The organism is Rhizobium sp. YTUHZ044 (assembly GCF_051123975.1).
GTDB lineage: Bacteria > Pseudomonadota > Alphaproteobacteria > Rhizobiales > Rhizobiaceae > Rhizobium.
Window position 1 is genome coordinate 91,492 of sequence record NZ_CP101431.1, and the last position, 17,341, is coordinate 108,832.

Here is a 17,341-nt window from a genome sequence, read left to right on the forward strand (position 1 = left end):
GCGAAAGCAAGCGCAAACCAGGCAATCGGAAAGTGCATAGGACCTTTCCCATGGTCCGCAACAGAGGACAGCTTCATGGCTCGTCACCTGTCGGTCGCGGGATGTGGGCCGGCGCGCCCATTTTTCCTGAGAAAGCTCCCGAGAAAGAGCCAAGGCTCTGGTAGCGTCGCACGGTATCTGTCCTTCCCTCTTTACTGCCCTTCAGCGTTATATCTTGGAATTACGGCCAGGAGATCGCAGATGCAGGCCTTTGGAGACAACTTATGCGCCAATCATATTACAGGGCGCTGGCCCTGATGATGACCATCCCCCTGCATTCTGCATCGGGACTCAGCTCCTCGGCGCTCGGCCAGACCTCAAGGTCGGTGCCTGAAAATGCCCAGGCAAGCCGCTATGGCCTCGGCTGGGAATGCAATCGTGGTTTTCGAAGGCAGGATGACGCCTGCTTTAAGGTGAAGCTTCCCGACAACGCGTTTCTGACGAACTCCTCCTTTGGCAAGGGCTGGGATTGTCATTACGGCTTTCTGGAGAAGGGGAACCAGTGCCTCACCGTCCAAATTCCGGACAATGCATATCTCGACCCATATTTCGGCGATCGCTGGAGATGCCTGCGTGGATACCGTCAAACCAATGTGGGTTGCGACCCTATCAAAGTCCCGGAGAAAGCATTCCTGTCCGATAATACCACAGGATCCGGCTGGGAATGCGAAAGAGGTTATCGCGCGCTACAACAAGCATGTCTCAAGCTCGAACTCCCCGCCCACTCATATCTGACATCCGCCGGAAATGAGTGGAGGTGTGATAGAGGCTTTGAAAACAAGGATCAGACGTGTGTCGCTGTCGAGGTTCCGGAGAATGCCATCTTCGTCGACGCGCCCCACGGACTGAAATGGAAGTGCGACCGCGGCTTCGAGCCGAGGGGCAATCAATGCCTGCAGCTCAAGCTTCCCGAAAACGCACATCTTAACTCGACGGGCAACGGATGGGACTGTAATCGTCCGTACCAGCTTCGCGGTGGTGCCTGCATGATCGAATGACAATCAGCTGAAGTCTACCTCGGTGCCTCCCTCGCCGTCTAAATAGCTGATGATTTTTCACTCTGCTTGTTTTTTCTATCGGAAAGCAAACGGCTGGGCGCCTAAGACGGAAACTCCAGAAGAGCGACGAGATTACTGTCAGCGCGTAAATGAAAACTTCCAATTCCGACACTATATCGTCATCATAACAGCGGGTATCACGATGAACCGTCTGCAGGAGTTTTCGATCAGACCAAATGGGGATCGATGGTGCGAAACGCGGACGCCGTAGAAAGGTTTCATAACCTGCCCCGTTCGGCCCGAACGCGATGCTCTCGTCGCAGCCCTCCTCAAGCGCAGACGACAGATTCCAGCCAGCCACGAACTCTCCTCTGACCCTACATTGCAATTCGAGGGCCGCGCCCCATATTTCTTAGGACCGGAGCTGCGAAGGAGCAGCCGTCGTTCCGGGATTCCGGCACCCCGACAGCAGGAAGCCGGACAGGAGGAAGGTCTCCTGCATCTGTAGCACAGCGGCAACCTGACCAGCCCTGCCGCGCCTCGGCGAGCCCGGCGGAAGTTCAATGGCATACTTTGCGCCAGTCCAGTTTGACTTGGCATGACCAACCCCTCCGGGAGAGAAATGCGTGACACTGACCTTTCCCAATAGAAGCCGCAGTTTCGACGAGAGTCGCAATGCCGTTCGCTTCTCTGGATATGACGGCATGTTCGAGGTGCGGTTTTTGATTGAAGCCAATGCCTTGCGGACCGCAAGCCAGGCCGCCCGCTCCGAAGACGAGTGCTTGAGAGCCTTTGATATGGCGCGCGAGGCCATTCTGGATGCGGCCACCCATGCCTACGGCCGCGGCTGCAAGGACCGACATACCCTGACGGCGCGGGATATCCGCCGATAGCCTATTACACCCGAAAAGGGCCGCGCAGGAGGCGAAACGATGTCAGTCGACAGAAAACATCTCAGCGTCGCGAGCCGCGTAGCAACCCACCATCCCGACCAGGACGATCTTGAATCGGCGGTCTACAGCGCGCTTGCCGATTCCAGCGATCTCGACTCCAGCTATATCTTCGTCACCGCACGCGGCAGCGATATCACGCTCGCCGGGTGGGTGCATGTGCAAGCGGAGGTGTTGTTGGCGGAGGAGATTACGCTGAGAACGAAGGGTGTGCACAAGGTTCATAATGAGCTGTCGCCGGATTTGTGAGGCGAACCCATGGCACTATTTCCATCGGCGCGCATCCGCGCCGTGTTCCCGCCCTGACTGGGAGCAAGCCCGGCACGCTGCCGGGTTTCCGTTAACCGCAGATGGATCTCCCGATCACAGAGGCGGTTGGCGGACGAGGTCCTGCATGGCGGCGACGCTCAAAGCCTCCATGCGTTCCCGCAAGGCTTGCTCATCGAGATTCTTGCCCGCCGAGCGTAAATCTGCCAGGATCTTGCCGCGGCGAACGCGATACCGCAGGAATTACAGTTGGCTGCTTCGAAAAGCGGGCTCGCTTCAGTTTCTTAAAGCGAGCCTTCCGAGTTGCTACTATCAGACGTCTATTTGCGTCCACCACTAGGACGGGATTTGGCACCTGTTCCGCCTGCGGTCTTGGCGTCGGGAGCTTGCCCGAAGTTTGTTCCCCCCAGGTGCCCGCCACCGCTCGTGTTCGCGACCTGGCGTTCGGTTCTGCGCCGGATCTCAGCTGCATTGGTTTTGCTCATTTTCAATTCCTTTTCGTCGCATGAGTGATCGCTGCCGGACGGCGCCCGGAAGACAGAAGTTCGATTTTGAGAGAAAAGGGTTGCTTGACGCCAATCGGCGCGAAACGAAGCTCTACTAGCAAACTCGATGTGGCAACCTGAGCCGCCATTGTGTTTAAACGAAGTTCTGGGACAGCGAGCCGGCCAACAAAAAAGGCCGGGGCGAAACCGCACCGACCTTCCTCACATCGCTACTCGTACCAATGCCAGTACATCCGTGGTCAAAAGCAGAAAGCGATTGCGGCAATTGCGAGCGACAGATGCTTTCCAGCGCTCATCAGCAATGCCGATGAGAGGCATATACGCACTCGCTGCATGAAACGCAACCGCAATTATCGGTTTTGTTAAAGATATCTTATAAAAATTCAAATTGCGTGATTCACATTGCATCCGGAGCTGCGCTCAGGCATGGTCACCTCGTCAGCAGCCAATGTTACGGGCGCTGCTGCATCAGGGCTTTCAGCCCTCGCCCCAAATTGAAGGAGGACCGGAAATGTCTTCCGAACACGTCCATATCTTAAATTCCAGTGACCTCACAATGCTGCGAGGCGTCTTGGATGCGGCTGGATACAATTCAGCCAGAAGCGTCGCCCATCCTGAGCGATACAGCGCGGCAGCGAAGTTGCTTATCCAACGTTTCCAATATGGGATGACCTCTGCCGACGACCTTTCCAGGGAGCTGGAAAGGTGTTTTGGCGAGCCAATATCGTCGAAGTCTCCGCCAAGCTTTGAGCGGACACGCGCCTCCATTCAGGGACGGCCTGCCCGATAAACCTCCGACAACCGTAGGACTTCCCGGCCCTCCCAATGTATAGGGCGATAGCATGGAACAATGCGTCAAGGCGGGGGTTGGGGGTGTGGATTGCACGGGTGAGGAAGGTTTCTCCTCATGCCGTACTCCGGCTAACTGTGAGATCCACTATTTCTCAAATGTGGAATCGGAGACTGTGTGTCGACGTCGGCGTGGCTGCTCTTAGTGGTTGAACGCAATCAGGTGCGGCATATTATTGCGTCCGCAGATGAAGCCCTTGACATGCTTTTTAAGAATTGGCCGGTGACGAGCGGTAGCGCTTTCTTTATGGCAATGGAGGCCTGTGCGGGCACGGTAGAGGGCATAGTAACCGAAGGGGAAGCCCAGTCCGCATTCCTTGCAGCAGCTTTTGACGCGCGAGTCGTGGTTCGGATCGCCTAGCTCTTGACTTAAAAGGACTGCCGATTTCCTCGTCTTCGGGTCAGAACCACCTGGAGGCGGCGTCCGAGGCAGGTCAGGAAGGCCGCAATGGTAAGCGCAAATCCCCGCCTCTGCGCGGCTTGGGCGGCCTCGAAAACAGATATTGTCAAACCGGTGCGGAGGTACTCGCCACTTTCGCCAGGACGCTCCGCAAGTATCAGAATCAACGCATCGCGTTCTGGCCAATGGGCGCCGAACGCCTCGCGCGGCGTCGGTTGCTTAGCGGTAGCATACCGATCGATTTTTGGAGTGCTCATTCGCTCCGCCAGGATTTTGCCCTCTCCACCTGCTCTTTCTGCAAGCGGTGGTCTCTGAAGAGTGCATCGTCAATCTCGCCTCGGGTAAAGGCATCTGCTGTCGTTAGGGGTCTGCGTCAGGAATTTCAAGACGAGCGGCGTTAGTTTTATAGGCCAGGAACGACACGTCCTCCAGTGCATCTTCCTTCTCGCCGAGCCGGTAAGTGCCCGGCGCGAGAGGAAGACACGAGTGAGCCGATGTTGAATGCGTTATCAAATCACATGAACGTCTCAAGTTTCTGCTCATGTGACGCGCCAACAAAACTGCTCTCGTTCTTTTCGCTGTCGTTTAAGGTGGGCGGTCTTAATTATTCGATCGGTGTCGGCCCGGCGAGTGATCGCTTTCGATACCGCGCTTGTTCGCTGATCGTCATCCGGGTCCTTCGCAGCCCAATCCGATTTGAATACCGCGAGGCTGCGACTAGCCAGTTCTGTGGCCACCTCTAACGGAACATCCGCCAGCTCCGCGGATCCAATGTTAGGGGCGGGATTGGACGCTGCCGGGGGCGGAATGCCTTGAATCGAGAACCGGTTGAACAAGGGGCGAGAGTAACGCGGAGCCGGCATCTGCGGGCGTCCGAAGACCATTTCCAGGTTTTTTTTCAGTTCTTCAGGATTTCGCGTTCCCGCCCGAAAGAGGGTAATGAGAAGCCTTGCAGCGATGTTGTGGAGCCGCGGCGGTGGTGAGACATTTCCGGAATAGCCCGCTTCGTGCAAGACGTCTTGCAGCAGGCGCAAATCGGCGGATGTAAGATGGGAAGTTTCCTGTTCGGAAGACATCATGCCCTCCTTCTGTTGGGGCGAGGACTATTGAAAGCCCTCAATCGGCAGTGCCCGTTCAGTGGCTACCGAGAAAGAAACCTTGCTCCCTGTCAGGTCATATAGCAAATGGATTCGAGCATCTGGAGGCAACGCAGACACGCAACACCCGATCATCCTGCCGGGAGGCAATTGTCGCGTCGAATGTTCGATCGCTCAGATGAATGAGGAGCGCAATAATTCGCGAAAGTGCGCATGCAACAGTCCCAGCAAGCAGCCCGCCCAACGTTTGACCAGTGACGGTCGAAATCGGCGTTCTTGAGAATAGGTAACGAGCTAGTCCTTGCCGCCGCAGTGCCAGCCTTCCGCGCTGCTCACGTCTCTTCTTAGAGACACCAACATCCAAATCCGCTTCATAGATTTCGCGGAAAGTCGCACCCCAAACCGCGATGCCTTTCTCCGCAAGAGATGGAGCCCGCAAAGCGCGCTTGCCGGTTCCAGCGATCTCGACTCCAGCTATATCTTCGTCACCGCACGCGGCAGCGATATCACGCTGGCCGGGTGGGTGCATGTGCAAGCGGAGGTGTTGTTGGCGGAGGAGATTACGCTGAGAACGAAGGGTGTGCACAATGTTCATAATGAGCTGTCGCCGGATTTGTGAGGCGAACCCATGGCACTATTTCCATCGGCGCGCATCCGCGCCGTGTTCCCGCCCTGACTGGGAGCAAGCCCGGCACGCTGCCGGGTTTCCGTTAACCGCAGATGGATCTCCCGATCACAGAGGCGGTTGGCGGACGAGGTCCTGCATGGCGGCGACGCTCAAAGCCTCCATGCGTTCCCGCAAGGCTTGCTCATCGAGATTCTTGCCCGCCGAGCGTAAATCTGCCAGGATCTTGGCAATCACGCCCTCATCGTCAGCGCCTGCCATCCTGACATCGAAGATCTCCCCGGCATAGGCTTCGGCATCGGCAGTGCCCGTCATGCCGCAGATCCAGACCGCCAGCAGGCGGTCGCGGCGCGATCGCACCTTGAAGGCAATTTCCGAATTCAGGAAATAGATCTGCTCCAAGGCTTTCTCACGGTCTTCGATGGCATTCATCGGGACAGCTCCTCAGTCGCATTCGTTGCTGCCAAGAGATCAGCGAGCGCCGTCGGCTCGATCCGGACGATCCTGCGCAAGCGGTTCCCCTGAGCAATCGACGGCAGATGGATGTAGGTTGCGACGCGGCGGTAGGCAAGCCAAGACAGACCTTCGATCGGCTCTTCATCCTGCGCGATCTTGTAATCGCCGGCCGGATGCATCTCGCCAGCCAGATCGGGCAGCGCGAAAGGGGCGGAGAAGTGCACGATGGTGTTCGTCGTGCGTGTAGATGATATGTCCATGGACATGGTGACAGGCTCCAGTTGAATACGGTCAGCCAAGCGCGTGATTACTTCCTACAGGGCATTGGCAGAGCGATCGGAATTCAGGCCGATGATGGCCCGCAAGCTTCTGGCACCTGCGAGAGCCACAGGGCCAAACGACATAGAGATTCCTACGCCCCAATTGCGTCGCAACTGCGATGAAATGCTAAACTGAAGGTTTTGTTCAAGCTCGATTGGCAAGATCTGGAATTATAATATTATTGGTTGATGGAACTAAATTGAACTAATCTTCAGTAATGACCTATTTGCCTTTTTATTGTGTTATTTTCCTGAAATATAAGATGCTGCAATTCCAAGATCGGATTTGCGAAAATATGCGCCACCTTAGCGAGCCCGCTCGACACGCGGGGAGGCCCGCCCTAAAAGGGCGTCGCTGCGTGAACGGCAGGCTCGTGGCCTCACAATAAAACGGAGGGCATCTAAATGTCGAAACATAACAACGCCAAGCGCTTTGCTGCCCGTGATCGCGACGGCGCCAACGGCAAGCGCCCGGATGGCAATCCCTCGGCCAAGGAATTGATCGCCCATGCCGTCGCCGCACGCACCGACCTCGCCATGCCGCCCGAGGGAGCTCGCGCAGTTGACGAACGCCGTGAAGCAAAGAAGCCGCGGCATCGGTTCACAAAGCGCCAAAGCACTGAGGTCGATGACAAGAGCATGGGTGTCCGGGACCTTCCCACAATGAGAGAACTCGAGCAGGCGCGGACCGATCACAGCCGGAAGATCGCCAGCCAGGAAGCTGATAGGCATGCCGAGGAGCCTGACGAGAAGGCTGCGGAGTGAACAAGCGGGAAGCCCGTCAACCGCCCCGAGTGCGCAGGCTCAGCGTTCCAATCGGATCGACGCCTGAATCAGATCCTGATGGAAGCAATGCTTGCGTAGATCCTCTGTCAATTTGACCAGCCTTTCGTTGGCCAGCCCAGCGGGCTCGCCTCGCGTCAGCATTCCGTCGATCAGGCTCTGCTGAGCGCAGATCATCTGCCGGTCGATAGTCACCTGCCGGCGCGCGAGTTCCAGGTCCTTCGGGGAATAGGTCATGAGAGACTATATCATACAGGCAGATGAAAGTAGGATTCAATTCGGAGCCGCCTCGGTACTATCGCGGCCGCCAGGTGAGTTGATATCGCTGAACGAGCCGAGGAGAGCCCGCGCCTCTCGCCCCGTGACCTAGTAGCTCCGCAACGAGAATTATATGGTTGCGTGGCACTGCGTTAGCCGCTTTCGCCTTGGATAAGGCACAATAGAGGCGCATGTTGGCATATCGGCAGCCAATGAAACGGGCGCTGCCGATCAAGGGGTGGCTCCCTTCGCCCCAATCAAGGGAGGACAAGATGTCTTCCACCTTCAAGCACTCTTCCCATATCGCGGCATATGGCGACTTCTTATTCAGGGCTTCCATCCTGGCGAGCTTCGCCGTCATCATCGGTTTAATTTTGAGAGGCTGGTTATGGTAGTAATCATCACAACCGGAATTCCGACGAAACGCGACGAGAATTGGCGGCTCCGGTCCATCCTCAAGCGCGCGGACTACGCGACGACAGATCTCGTTGCTTCAGAACATGGCGACCATCACGAAGAGGTGATGGTGATAAGGCGCATCAAGGCGGCGACGATTCCCGCGCCCGCCTACCCCTCTTCGAGACGGCGGAAGCTGCATGCCGATCCTGAGGCTTTGGCATCATGGGAAAACGAAGGGGGCGCCACGCGAGATGTGGACGCGCCTGCGGACAAGAAGAATTGATGACCCGCGAGGCAATTGAGCAAGGAATGCCGGATTGGCGATCAGGCTCGGTGGTCGAAAGCCCAGCCCCTCTTAGTCTTTGGTGATGCTGAAATTCTGCCCAGTGGTATGTTGCAAAGACCTGCAGCGATCATGCCGTCGCAGGCGTGATGTCGCATTGCTCCAGCTCGGAAAGAGGTGATCAAGCGATTTCCGGTTCACCGACTTCATTCGGAGTTCGGACGGCATGTGCGTAGGTCCTTTTACGTCCTTTTGGCCCTGATGATTGAACCTGGAAAGAGATGATTGCGAAAAATCACCACATTGGGACGCACAGGTCTGACCGCTTTCTCCTCATCCCACAATATTCAGTTTGCCAGCCGTATCGATTAGGCGCATGGTAGGTCTTCAGTAGCTGTTTCTCAGGGCGCTACTGCGTGGAGGTCGGTTTCTGCCTTCGCCCCAAATTGAAGGAGGACAGCATGTCTTCCAATCTCAACATGTCTGTGCGGACCTCTGACCTGGCTGTATTGCAGGGCGTCCTTGACGACGCCGGATATGATTGCACAAGTAGCCTTGCAGACCCGAAATATTACAACGTTGCCGTCAGACTGCTGTTCAAGCTTTATCACGACGGAATGACCTCGCCCGCCGCCCTCTCTATCGAACTCAGCCGGCACTTCGGAAAAACACCACTGTCCTCGAAATCATCCGCGGAGTTCGAAAACAATCGCAAGCGGATTCAGGGTATCCGTTCAGCCGTTAAAGTTAGGTCGCCTACCGGCGCCTGAACAGACCGTGTTGGGTAACTTCTCGCAAAGCTCATTCGACGAAGGCCTTACCAACGCGATGGAGGGTTGCATGCCGGCGCCGTTCGAACAGCTAGACGACCTTCTCATCGCCCCCGGCGCAAGCGTCGGAGGCGCAGGAAGTCGTTGACTCTCCGTGCCATGAACTACCTGCAGCGAAAGTGCACACGGCGCGGGATTGCGCCGGCGGTCCAAGCCGTTCACTCAAGACCTTGCTGCTGCGCTTGCGAAACCATAATGCGCAACAGCCCGCCGGGAAGCGGCACAATAATGGGCACCGTCAGAGGAGGCTAGAATGCCAGAAGCACCAAACGAATTTGCGGCCAGTCCAAACGGAGACAAATGGTATCTCGAACATAACGAAACAGCGGACCAGCATACTGTCATCCATCGCGCCAACGATGCTTCCGGCGGCACTGTGACGAGATGGCCGATTTCGAGCTTTCTGGAGCACTTCGGCGATCATCCGCAAGGTCAGGCTCTTCGCGAGGCATTGCACGATGCTGGATCAGCTGAGCAGGAAGTACCGAGTGAACATACGCCCGTTGTGCAGAAACTGGTGACTTCTTTCCCTTGGTCCCGCAAAACGCAACACGTTGAGGATTGAGTACGCTCTCACTTACCTGAAGGGGTAGCCCCACGGGCGGTCTCAGGCTCGGCATATGCAAACGATGTCAGCTGGGTCGTCGAAAAAATTCCTGGCGCGGTCCTTGACGGACCTCCGTCCACTCGTCTGTACCCCTTCAAGCAGACTGAAGATTGCCAGACCGACATCTTGCCGGACTTGTCGTCATGCTCCAAGTCGTAGCCGTTCTTCTGGCCTTTGACGATTTCGCGCATGCCAGCGCGTTCCACGGCAGAAATATGGACGAACGCGTCCCGGCCGCCGTTGTCAGGCTGAATGAAACCGAGCTCATTAGTGGAATTGAACAGATCCGGCGTCCGCCTCGCAAGCAAACGGAGCAACCGAAAAGTCGAATTTCGTGACGTAGTTGAGTATATGGATAATACCCGCGCCGGCAGGATCGAAGGCTTCCCCGTTGCCGGCGGGATGTATCAACCTTCATAGCTCTTTCGCGCGCCGCCACGGCGCGGTTGCGGCCAGCCATTGCCGCGTGCGGGCCTCGGGATCCGCGTTGCGGGTGATATCGGTGACCACGGCAGCACCATCGGCGCCTTTTTCCAGCACCAGCGGCGCGCGTTCGGCGGTGATCCCCCCAATGGCGACGAGCGGTATCGCGCCGACGCGCCGGCGCCAGTCCGCAACACGTTCAATGCCTTGCGGCGCCCATTTCATCTGTTTGAGAACCGTCGGCCAGACCGGGCCGAGCGCAACATAATCCGGCTCGGCCGCCAGCGCCGTCTCCAGCTCCGATATGTCGTGGGTGGAAAGGCCGAGCTTCATGCCGGCGCGACGAATGGCATTTCTATCAGCGGCCATCAGATCTTCCTGCCCGAGATGAATGAAATCGCATCCTTCATCAATCGCCAGCTTCCAGTGGTCATTGACGACCAACTGGCAACCCGCGGCCGCGCAGGCAGCCTTCGAACGCCGGATCTGCTCGCGAAGCACGGAGTCCGGGCAATCCTTGATGCGCAGCTGGACGAGTTTGACGCCGAGTGGCACGAGACGCTCGACCCATTCGGCGTTGTCGACGATGAGATAGAAGGGGTCTAGCTTCATGAAAAGACTGCCTTTCCGATAACGGGAGTGGATGGGACGGCGATATCGCGTGGCTCCAGCGGTATGGCTCCATGCGCCAGGCGGCCGGCATCGATGGCAAGCGCGAAGGCCTCGGCAATGCTGGCGGGATCGCCTGCGCCGGCAACGGCGGTGTTGAGAAGGACGGCATCATAACCATATTCCATGACGGTGGCGGCATGAGACGGGCGGCCGATGCCGGCATCGATGATCAGCGGCACATCCGGAAAGTGCGCCCGGAACGATCGCAGCGCCATCGGGTTCAGCGGCCCCTGAGCGGACCCGATCGGCGCGCACCAGGGCATCAGCACGCGGCAGCCGGCTTCCAGCAGCCTTTCGGCGACGACAAGGTCGTCGGTCGTGTAGGGGAAGACCTGAAAGCCCTCGCCAGTGAGGATGCGGGCCGCCTCGACAAGGCCGAAGACGTCAGGCTGCAGCGTATCGTGATGTCCGATGACTTCGAGCTTGATCCAGTCGGTGCGGAAGACGTCGCGCGCCATTTTCGCCGTCAGCACGGCCTCCTGCACGCTGTGGCATCCGGCCGTATTCGGCAGCACGCGCACGCCAAGTTCGCGGATCAGATCGAAGAAGGCGCCGCCCGCTTTGCCGCCGACGGCTTCGCGGCGAAGCGAAACGGTGACGATCTCGGTCTTCGAGCGCTTGACCGCTTCTGCAAGGACAGCTGGAGACGGATAGCGGGCGGTCCCGAGTAGCAGTCGGGAGCGGACTTCAACATCATAAAGTTTCAGCATCTCAGCCTCCTTGCATGGGTGAGAGAATTTCGATGCGGTCGCGTTCGCCGAGCCTGAAATCGGCGCGGTCCTCGCGGTGCACCAGCTCGCCGTTGACTGCGGTTGCCAGCCATTCGCCTTCGTAGTCGAGAGCGAGGAGAAGATCTGCGAGCGTCGCGGCCGCGACCTCCTGTTCCTCACCATTGATGATGAAGGTCATGATGCCCTCCTTTCCGGTTGATTGCCTTCGCCAAGAAGAAGCCGCGCCACCTCGCCTGCCATGGCAGGCGCCAGCAGAAAACCGTGGCGGTAGAGACCATTGACATGGACTGTGCGCCCTTCCTGCGTCACACGCGGCAGATTGTCGGGATAAGCCGGCCGCACGCCTGCGCCGGTTTCCGTCACCCGTGCCTCGCCGAAGGCAGGATTGAGGGTGTAGGCGGCATTCAGCAACTCCATCAGCGAACGCGCGGTGATAGGGCCGGTATCGTCACTTTCGATCATCGTCGCCCCGATCATGAAACGATTTCTTTCGCGCGGCACGATATAGATCGGATGGCGCGGATGCAGCAGGCGAACGGGGCGAGAGAGAGTCACTTCGTTCGTTTCGACGCAGAGCATCTCTCCGCGAACGCCGCGCAAGCCGGGCAGAAGGCCGATCTGAGCAGCCCCGGTGCAGTCGATCACCCGATCGTAATGGGCAAGGTCAGCATCGCCCGTGGTGCCGAATGTGAGACGCATGCGGGCTTCTTCAAGTCCGGCGGCCAGCCCCGCGAGTGCCTGCCGTGGATCGAGATGCGCTTCCTGCGGAAAGAACAATGCCCTGCGGAAGCGGCCGGCGAGATCCGGTTCAAGAGCCGCGATCGCCTGCTCGTCCAGCCATTCCCATCCGCTTGTCCGGCGACAAAAGCGGTCGAGTTCGCCGGCATCGCGCCCGGCCGCCACGACAAGCGTTCCCCGACGATTGATATGGCCGGGTAGTGCTGCCTCCCACCAATCGGCGGCAAGACGGCCGAGCGCCAGGACCGGCTCCTCCGCGCTTTCCCTTTCGCACCATGGGGCCAGCATGCCGCCGGCAAAGCCGGAAGCGCCTGCACCGATCCGGTCGGCTTGATCAGCGACGTTGACCCGGAAACCATGTCGATAGAGCTGCCAGGCAACGGTGAGGCCGGCAACGCCGGCCCCCTTGACGAGAATATGCATCGTCATTCTCCGGCAGGCGTTTTCGCGGCCTCGGCGACCGGCATGTAGAGATCGCCGCCATCACGATACCTGGCAGCCATCGCTTCCAGTCCTTCTTTCTGAGCTTCGGCGCGAATGTCGTGGGAAATGCGCATGGAACAGAATTTCGGGCCGCACATCGAACAGAAATGCGCCACCTTGTGCGCCTCTTTCGGCAGGGTCTCGTCATGGAAGGAACGCGCCGTATCCGGGTCGAGCGAGAGGTTGAACTGGTCTTCCCAGCGAAATTCGAAGCGCGCCCGCGACAGTGCATCGTCACGGATGCGGGCGGCCGGATGGCCCTTGGCAAGGTCGGCGGCATGCGCGGCAATCTTGTAGGTGATGACACCGGTCTTGACGTCGCTGCGGTCGGGCAGGCCCAGATGCTCCTTCGGCGTGACGTAGCAGAGCATCGCCGTTCCGAACCAGCCGATCATCGCGGCTCCGATGCCGGAGGTGATGTGATCGTAACCGGGGGCGATGTCGGTCGTCAGCGGCCCGAGCGTATAGAAGGGAGCCTCGCCGCAGACCTTAAGCTGCTTGTCCATGTTCTCCTTGATCTTGTGCATCGGCACGTGGCCAGGGCCTTCGATCATCACCTGGCAATCCCTGGCCCAGGCAATCCGGGTCAGTTCGCCGAGGGTTTCGAGCTCGGCAAATTGCGCTGCGTCGTTGGCATCGGCGATCGAGCCGGGGCGAAGGCCGTCTCCAAGCGAGAAGGACACGTCGTAGGCACGGCAGATGTCGCAGATTTCCTCGAAATGCTCGTAGAGGAAGCTCTCCTTGTGGTGATGCAGACACCACTTGGCCATGATCGAACCGCCGCGTGAGACTATGCCGGTGACACGATTGACGGTGAGCGGGATATAGGCAAGCCGCACGCCCGCATGAATGGTGAAATAATCGACCCCCTCCTCGGCCTGTTCAATCAGCGTATCGCGATAGACTTCCCACGTGAGATCCTCGGCTATGCCGTTCACCTTTTCCAGCGCCTGGTAGAGCGGCACCGTTCCGATCGGAACCGGCGAATTGCGGATGATCCATTCCCGGATGTTGTGAATGTTGCGGCCGGTGGAAAGGTCCATGACCGTGTCGGCACCCCAGCGGATTGCCCAGACCATCTTCTCCACCTCTTCCGCCATCGACGAGGTAACGGCCGAGTTGCCGATATTGGCGTTGATCTTCACCAGGAAATTCCGGCCGATGATCATCGGTTCGGCCTCCGGATGGTTGATGTTGGCTGGAATGATCGCCCGGCCGGCTGCCACTTCCTGCCGCACGAATTCGGCCGTCACGAAATCGGGAACGTCAGCGCCAAAGCTCTCGCCGTCGCGAGCGAGCGCCTCCTTCGTGGCCTGCCGGCCAAGGTTTTCGCGGATGGCGATGAACTCCATTTCCGGCGTGACGATGCCGGCACGCGCATAGGCGAGCTGGGTGACGGCGCGGCCGGCCTTTGCCTTCAGCGGCGTGCTGCGAAGGGGGAATTCCGGCGTCAGCCGTTCGCCTGTGGCAAAACCATTGTCTTCAGGCTTCACCACACGGCCTTCATAGGCTTCGACGTCGCCCCGCGCCCTGATCCAGCTCTCGCGCAAACGCGGGAGCCCGGCGTCGATCGAGACCGTATGTGTCGGGTCGGTATAGGGGCCGGAGGAGTCATAGACCGTTACCGGCGGTTCGCCCGAGGTCGGGTGAAGGCTGATTTCGCGCATCGGCACGCGCAGATCCGGATAGAGCGTTCCGGGCTTGGCGATCTTGGTCGAGCCCGGAAGCGGGCCGGTGGTGACGACCGGAGTAAGCTTGGGTGCAACAATATTCATGGGTGAGGCTCCAAGGTTTGACGTTTGGAGACCCAGTTCCAGAGTTGGAATGATGAAAAGACGCCTCAAGCAACAAAGCGAAATCCGCCCGACAGCCGCAGCGTCCGCACCGTCCCTACGCCAGTATGAACTGGATCAGGTTCAACGGGTCACTGCGCCACAACAGGCAAAGCCGTATTGTTCAGCAGAATCTCAGCCCCTTGCCGGGACACCCCTGGTGAATGCTCGGCATCAAAGACCGGAGTGGCCCTGATGTCAAGCCGACCCTCACGGGCTCTCATCAGGACCTTTTTAGTCGGCGGCCAGACATGGTGCTGGGCATCACTAGCGTTGCGGCTGCCACCAAGGAAACACCGTCAAAACGACGGAGGCAGCGCCTGGTATTTTCAGCGAGCAATATTGCCATCGGGACGGGCGGTCGTTTTCCTGAGATTCAGCAGCCTAGCGTTCGACAGCCTTAGTGGGACCAGAACAAGAGCAGTCCGAAATCGTACGCTAAGGGCGAACGGAATGAGAACCTATGCGACCCGTCGTAGCCCGGCTGGCAGACGGAGCGATCGAAATCCGTTCGGCATCTGATGTTCGGCATCCCAGGTGTAGATGCCGGTAAGGTTGATATGCTCCCAACTGAGCGGCGAGATGTGTCGCGCTCCATCCAACCGGCCGCTTCGTCTTCGTCATCAGCGAGCTGAACTCGACCGTCGCGAGCTACCGGATCGATGCCGGTGGTTCATCACTGGAAGAAATCGCCGTCTATCCGACAGTGCCGGAAGGAGCCGCGGCTGGAAACCACGCTTCCGACCTGCAGATTTCCAGCGACGGGCGGTTCCTCTATGGCGCCAATCGCGGCCATGACAGCATCGCGATCTTCGAGATCGACGCGGAAACCGGCAGACTTTCGCGCAAGGTTCAGGTGCCCTGCGGGGGCCGCACGCGGCGCAACCTGGCAATCGCCCCGCAGGGCGATCACCTGCTTTGCGCCAATCAAGATAGCGACGTCGTGACCATCTTCACCCGTAACGCTGAAACCGGAGCGCTCAGCGACAGCGGCAAAACAATCCGCATCGGCACACCGATGTGCCTGCGTTTCGCCAAGGCCTGACGCGCAATCTCAGTGTTTCAGGATCTGGCTGAGGAACAGCTTGGTCCGCTCGTGCTGCGGATTGGAGAAGAAGGCATCGGGCTTGGCCTCCTCAACGATCTGGCCGGAGTTCATGAAGATCACCCGGTCGGCGACGGCGCGGGCGAAACCCATTTCGTGGGTGACGCAGACCATCGTCATGCCGTCCTTCGCCAGACCCGTCATCGTCTCCAGCACCTCCGAGACCATCTCCGGATCGAGCGCCGAAGTCGGCTCATCGAAGAGCATCACGGCCGGCTGCATGCAGAGCGAGCGGGCAATCGCCACACGCTGCTGCTGGCCACCGGAAAGCTGGATCGGATATTTGTTGGCCTGTTCGGGAATGCGGACCCGCTCAAGGAATTTCAGGGCGGTCTTCTTGGCCTCCGCTTCCGGCACGCCTTTGATCCACATCGGCCCCACCATGCAGTTCATCAGCACGGTCATGTGCGGGAAGAGATTGAAGTGCTGGAACACCATGCCGACATTCTTGCGGACTTCGCCGACGTTGCGCATCTTGTTGTGGAGCGTGATGCCGTTGACGGTGATCTCGCCCTCCTGATGCGCCTCCAGCCGGTTGAAGCAGCGGATCAGCGTCGACTTGCCGGAGCCAGAAGGGCCGCAAACGACGATGCGCTCACCCTTGCTGACCGTCAGGTTGATCTCGGTCAGCACCTGGAAGCTGCCGTACCACTTGGACACGTTCTTGGCTTCGATGATCTTGTCGCCGTTCATCGGATTTTGCTCCTGGCGTAGTGACGCTCGATGCGGGATTGGATGAGCTCGAGGCAGATCGACATGATCCAGTAGAGCATGGCGGCGGAGATCAGCATTTCCATGTGCTGGAAGGTCTTCTGCCCGAGCGTGCGGGCAAGAAACATCAGTTCCCAGACGCCGATCACAGAGACCAGCGAACTGTCCTTCAGCATCGAGATGAATTGGTTGCCGGTCGGCGGGATGATGACCGGCAGCGCCTGCGGCAGGATAATCTTGCGCATGGTGATGCCGAAGCCGAAGCCGATCGAGCGCGAGGCTTCCCACTGGCCGCGGTCGATGCTCTGGATGCCCGAACGGAAAATCTCCGTCATGTAGGCGCCGTAGCAGAGCGACAGGGCGAGGATACCGGCCGGCACCGCGTCGATGACGAAGCCAAGCTGCGGCAGGCCGAGATAGATCAGATAAACCTGCATCAGCAGTGGTAGGCCGCGGAAAAACGAGGTGTAAAAGCTGGCGATCGCATAGGCAAAGCCATTGGTCGACAGCTTCGCGACGGAGCCGAGAATGGCGATTGCTGAAGCGATGATTATCGAGACGGCCGAGACATATATCGTCGTCACCAGACCTTGGGTGATCATAAAGGGCAGTTTTTCGACGATGAACGGCAGGCTTAGATGAAATGTCGCGAAGAAGGCGAGGAACAGCAGCAGCAGCTCCAGCCAGACGACAGCGATCTGCACCCTAAGCGGAGCGAAGCCGATCAGCACGACATTGAGCACGAACATGACGGCGATGACGAAGGCAATCGCGAAGCGTCCGTAGAGGCCGCTAGCAGCGGGATCGCCGATCACGGGGCGCATCAATTCGCCCATCGCCGTGCCGGTCATGTTGAACATCAGGAAGAAAGCCAGCACGACCGCAAACATCGTCGCGATGAACCACGGCTTGTGGACGAGCACTTCAGACTCGACTGTATCGGGATAAAGCATCTCTTGTCCCTTGCGGCAAATCGACG

The 17,341-nt window shown here is 58.7% G+C and carries 21 protein-coding genes, 1 pseudogene and 1 riboswitch; of the genes and pseudogenes, 10 read left to right on the forward strand and 12 right to left on the reverse strand.

Translation table 11 applies throughout. From position 1 onward, the window contains the following. Window positions 1–263: 263 nt before the first annotated feature. The 4 genes from NL154_RS31165 to NL154_RS31180 all read left to right on the forward strand — a co-directional run bounded on the left by NL154_RS31165 (window position 264) and on the right by NL154_RS31180 (window position 3,970). Window positions 264–1,037, forward strand: a complete 774-nt coding sequence (locus NL154_RS31165; RefSeq protein ID WP_210633785.1) for a hypothetical protein — start codon at window positions 264–266, stop codon at window positions 1,035–1,037. A 626-nt stretch (window positions 1,038–1,663) separates the two neighbouring features. Next, window positions 1,664–1,930 (forward strand): DUF1488 domain-containing protein, encoded by a 267-nt coding sequence (locus NL154_RS31170; RefSeq protein ID WP_097599671.1) that lies wholly within the window; start codon window positions 1,664–1,666, stop codon window positions 1,928–1,930. Window positions 1,931–1,969: 39 nt separating this feature from the next. Next, window positions 1,970–2,236 (forward strand): BON domain-containing protein, encoded by a 267-nt coding sequence (locus NL154_RS31175; RefSeq protein ID WP_434734696.1) that lies wholly within the window; start codon window positions 1,970–1,972, stop codon window positions 2,234–2,236. A gap of 1,491 nt (window positions 2,237–3,727) precedes the next feature. Next, window positions 3,728–3,970 carry a DUF982 domain-containing protein gene (locus tag NL154_RS31180; protein ID WP_183698230.1) on the forward strand — a complete coding sequence of 81 codons (243 nt, stop codon included), beginning with the start codon at window positions 3,728–3,730 and terminating at the stop codon, window positions 3,968–3,970. Window positions 3,971–4,548: 578 nt separating this feature from the next. On the opposite strand, the gene NL154_RS31185 is transcribed toward NL154_RS31180, so the two are convergent. Continuing rightward, window positions 4,549–5,085, reverse strand: coding sequence for a hypothetical protein (locus NL154_RS31185; protein ID WP_434734697.1), 537 nt, complete (start codon window positions 5,083–5,085; stop codon window positions 4,549–4,551). Window positions 5,086–5,407: 322 nt separating this feature from the next. Here NL154_RS31185 and NL154_RS31190 point away from each other — a divergent pair, with 322 nt between their 5' ends. Next, window positions 5,408–5,725: a BON domain-containing protein gene (locus tag NL154_RS31190; RefSeq protein ID WP_434734698.1), complete on the forward strand. Its 318-nt coding sequence runs from the start codon at window positions 5,408–5,410 to the stop codon at window positions 5,723–5,725. A 114-nt stretch (window positions 5,726–5,839) separates the two neighbouring features. Here NL154_RS31190 and NL154_RS31195 read toward each other — a convergent pair whose 3' ends face one another. Together NL154_RS31195 and NL154_RS31200 are read right to left on the reverse strand one after the other, a co-directional pair. After that, on the reverse strand, window positions 5,840–6,163 hold the full coding sequence (locus NL154_RS31195; protein ID WP_434734699.1) for an ATPase inhibitor subunit zeta: 324 nt from the start codon (window positions 6,161–6,163) through the stop codon (window positions 5,840–5,842). Next, window positions 6,160–6,486, reverse strand: coding sequence for a hypothetical protein (locus NL154_RS31200; RefSeq protein ID WP_432443122.1), 327 nt, complete (start codon window positions 6,484–6,486; stop codon window positions 6,160–6,162). The genes NL154_RS31195 and NL154_RS31200 overlap by 4 nt, the downstream gene beginning before the upstream one ends. Before the next feature lie 426 nt (window positions 6,487–6,912). Here NL154_RS31200 and NL154_RS31205 point away from each other — a divergent pair, with 426 nt between their 5' ends. Next, window positions 6,913–7,272 carry a hypothetical protein gene (locus NL154_RS31205; RefSeq protein ID WP_434734700.1) on the forward strand — a complete coding sequence of 120 codons (360 nt, stop codon included), beginning with the start codon at window positions 6,913–6,915 and terminating at the stop codon, window positions 7,270–7,272. 39 nt (window positions 7,273–7,311) lie between these two features. On the opposite strand, the gene NL154_RS31210 is transcribed toward NL154_RS31205, so the two are convergent. Continuing rightward, a complete protein-coding gene (locus tag NL154_RS31210; RefSeq protein WP_097599683.1) occupies window positions 7,312–7,527 on the reverse strand; it encodes a hypothetical protein in 216 nt (71 codons plus the stop codon). A 259-nt stretch (window positions 7,528–7,786) separates the two neighbouring features. Between NL154_RS31210 and NL154_RS31215 the strand changes: the two genes are divergently transcribed. The 3 genes from NL154_RS31215 to NL154_RS31225 all read left to right on the forward strand — a co-directional run bounded on the left by NL154_RS31215 (window position 7,787) and on the right by NL154_RS31225 (window position 9,625). After that, window positions 7,787–8,230, forward strand: coding sequence for a hypothetical protein (locus NL154_RS31215; RefSeq protein WP_434734701.1), 444 nt, complete (start codon window positions 7,787–7,789; stop codon window positions 8,228–8,230). A gap of 461 nt (window positions 8,231–8,691) precedes the next feature. Then, window positions 8,692–9,000 carry a hypothetical protein gene (locus NL154_RS31220; protein WP_221138208.1) on the forward strand — a complete coding sequence of 103 codons (309 nt, stop codon included), beginning with the start codon at window positions 8,692–8,694 and terminating at the stop codon, window positions 8,998–9,000. 313 nt (window positions 9,001–9,313) lie between these two features. Further along, window positions 9,314–9,625 (forward strand): hypothetical protein, encoded by a 312-nt coding sequence (locus tag NL154_RS31225; protein WP_183698236.1) that lies wholly within the window; start codon window positions 9,314–9,316, stop codon window positions 9,623–9,625. A gap of 161 nt (window positions 9,626–9,786) precedes the next feature. Here NL154_RS31225 and NL154_RS31230 read toward each other — a convergent pair. From NL154_RS31230 to thiC, 6 genes and pseudogenes are all read right to left on the reverse strand, one after another. Next, window positions 9,787–9,975 (reverse strand): annotated as a pseudogene (locus NL154_RS31230) (cold-shock protein); the annotation flags it as partial. 106 nt (window positions 9,976–10,081) lie between these two features. Continuing rightward, window positions 10,082–10,702, reverse strand: coding sequence for a thiamine phosphate synthase (locus NL154_RS31235; protein WP_434734702.1), 621 nt, complete (start codon window positions 10,700–10,702; stop codon window positions 10,082–10,084). Continuing rightward, the gene (locus NL154_RS31240) at window positions 10,699–11,472 is read right to left on the reverse strand and encodes a thiazole synthase (protein WP_434734703.1); all 774 of its coding nucleotides are present in this window, start codon (window positions 11,470–11,472) and stop codon (window positions 10,699–10,701) included. Before NL154_RS31240 ends, NL154_RS31235 begins: the two co-directional genes overlap by 4 nt. A 1-nt stretch (window position 11,473) precedes the next feature. After that, window positions 11,474–11,671 carry a sulfur carrier protein ThiS gene (gene thiS / locus NL154_RS31245; RefSeq protein ID WP_210633790.1) on the reverse strand — a complete coding sequence of 66 codons (198 nt, stop codon included), beginning with the start codon at window positions 11,669–11,671 and terminating at the stop codon, window positions 11,474–11,476. Further along, window positions 11,668–12,654, reverse strand: a complete 987-nt coding sequence (gene thiO / locus NL154_RS31250; protein WP_434734704.1) for a glycine oxidase ThiO — start codon at window positions 12,652–12,654, stop codon at window positions 11,668–11,670. Before thiO ends, thiS begins: the two co-directional genes overlap by 4 nt. A gap of 2 nt (window positions 12,655–12,656) precedes the next feature. Next, window positions 12,657–14,489, reverse strand: a complete 1,833-nt coding sequence (gene thiC / locus NL154_RS31255; protein WP_434734633.1) for a phosphomethylpyrimidine synthase ThiC — start codon at window positions 14,487–14,489, stop codon at window positions 12,657–12,659. A 94-nt stretch (window positions 14,490–14,583) separates the two neighbouring features. Further along, a riboswitch (TPP riboswitch) is annotated at window positions 14,584–14,715 on the reverse strand. A 462-nt stretch (window positions 14,716–15,177) separates the two neighbouring features. Between thiC and NL154_RS31260 the strand changes: the two genes are divergently transcribed. Next, on the forward strand, window positions 15,178–15,591 hold the full coding sequence (locus NL154_RS31260; protein WP_434734705.1) for a lactonase family protein: 414 nt from the start codon (window positions 15,178–15,180) through the stop codon (window positions 15,589–15,591). A 9-nt stretch (window positions 15,592–15,600) separates the two neighbouring features. On the opposite strand, the gene NL154_RS31265 is transcribed toward NL154_RS31260, so the two are convergent. Both NL154_RS31265 and NL154_RS31270 read right to left on the reverse strand, forming a co-directional pair. Continuing rightward, window positions 15,601–16,344 (reverse strand): amino acid ABC transporter ATP-binding protein, encoded by a 744-nt coding sequence (locus tag NL154_RS31265; protein ID WP_434734634.1) that lies wholly within the window; start codon window positions 16,342–16,344, stop codon window positions 15,601–15,603. Then, the gene (locus NL154_RS31270) at window positions 16,341–17,315 is read right to left on the reverse strand and encodes an amino acid ABC transporter permease (RefSeq protein WP_434734635.1); all 975 of its coding nucleotides are present in this window, start codon (window positions 17,313–17,315) and stop codon (window positions 16,341–16,343) included. Before NL154_RS31270 ends, NL154_RS31265 begins: the two co-directional genes overlap by 4 nt. Window positions 17,316–17,341: the final 26 nt, after the last annotated feature.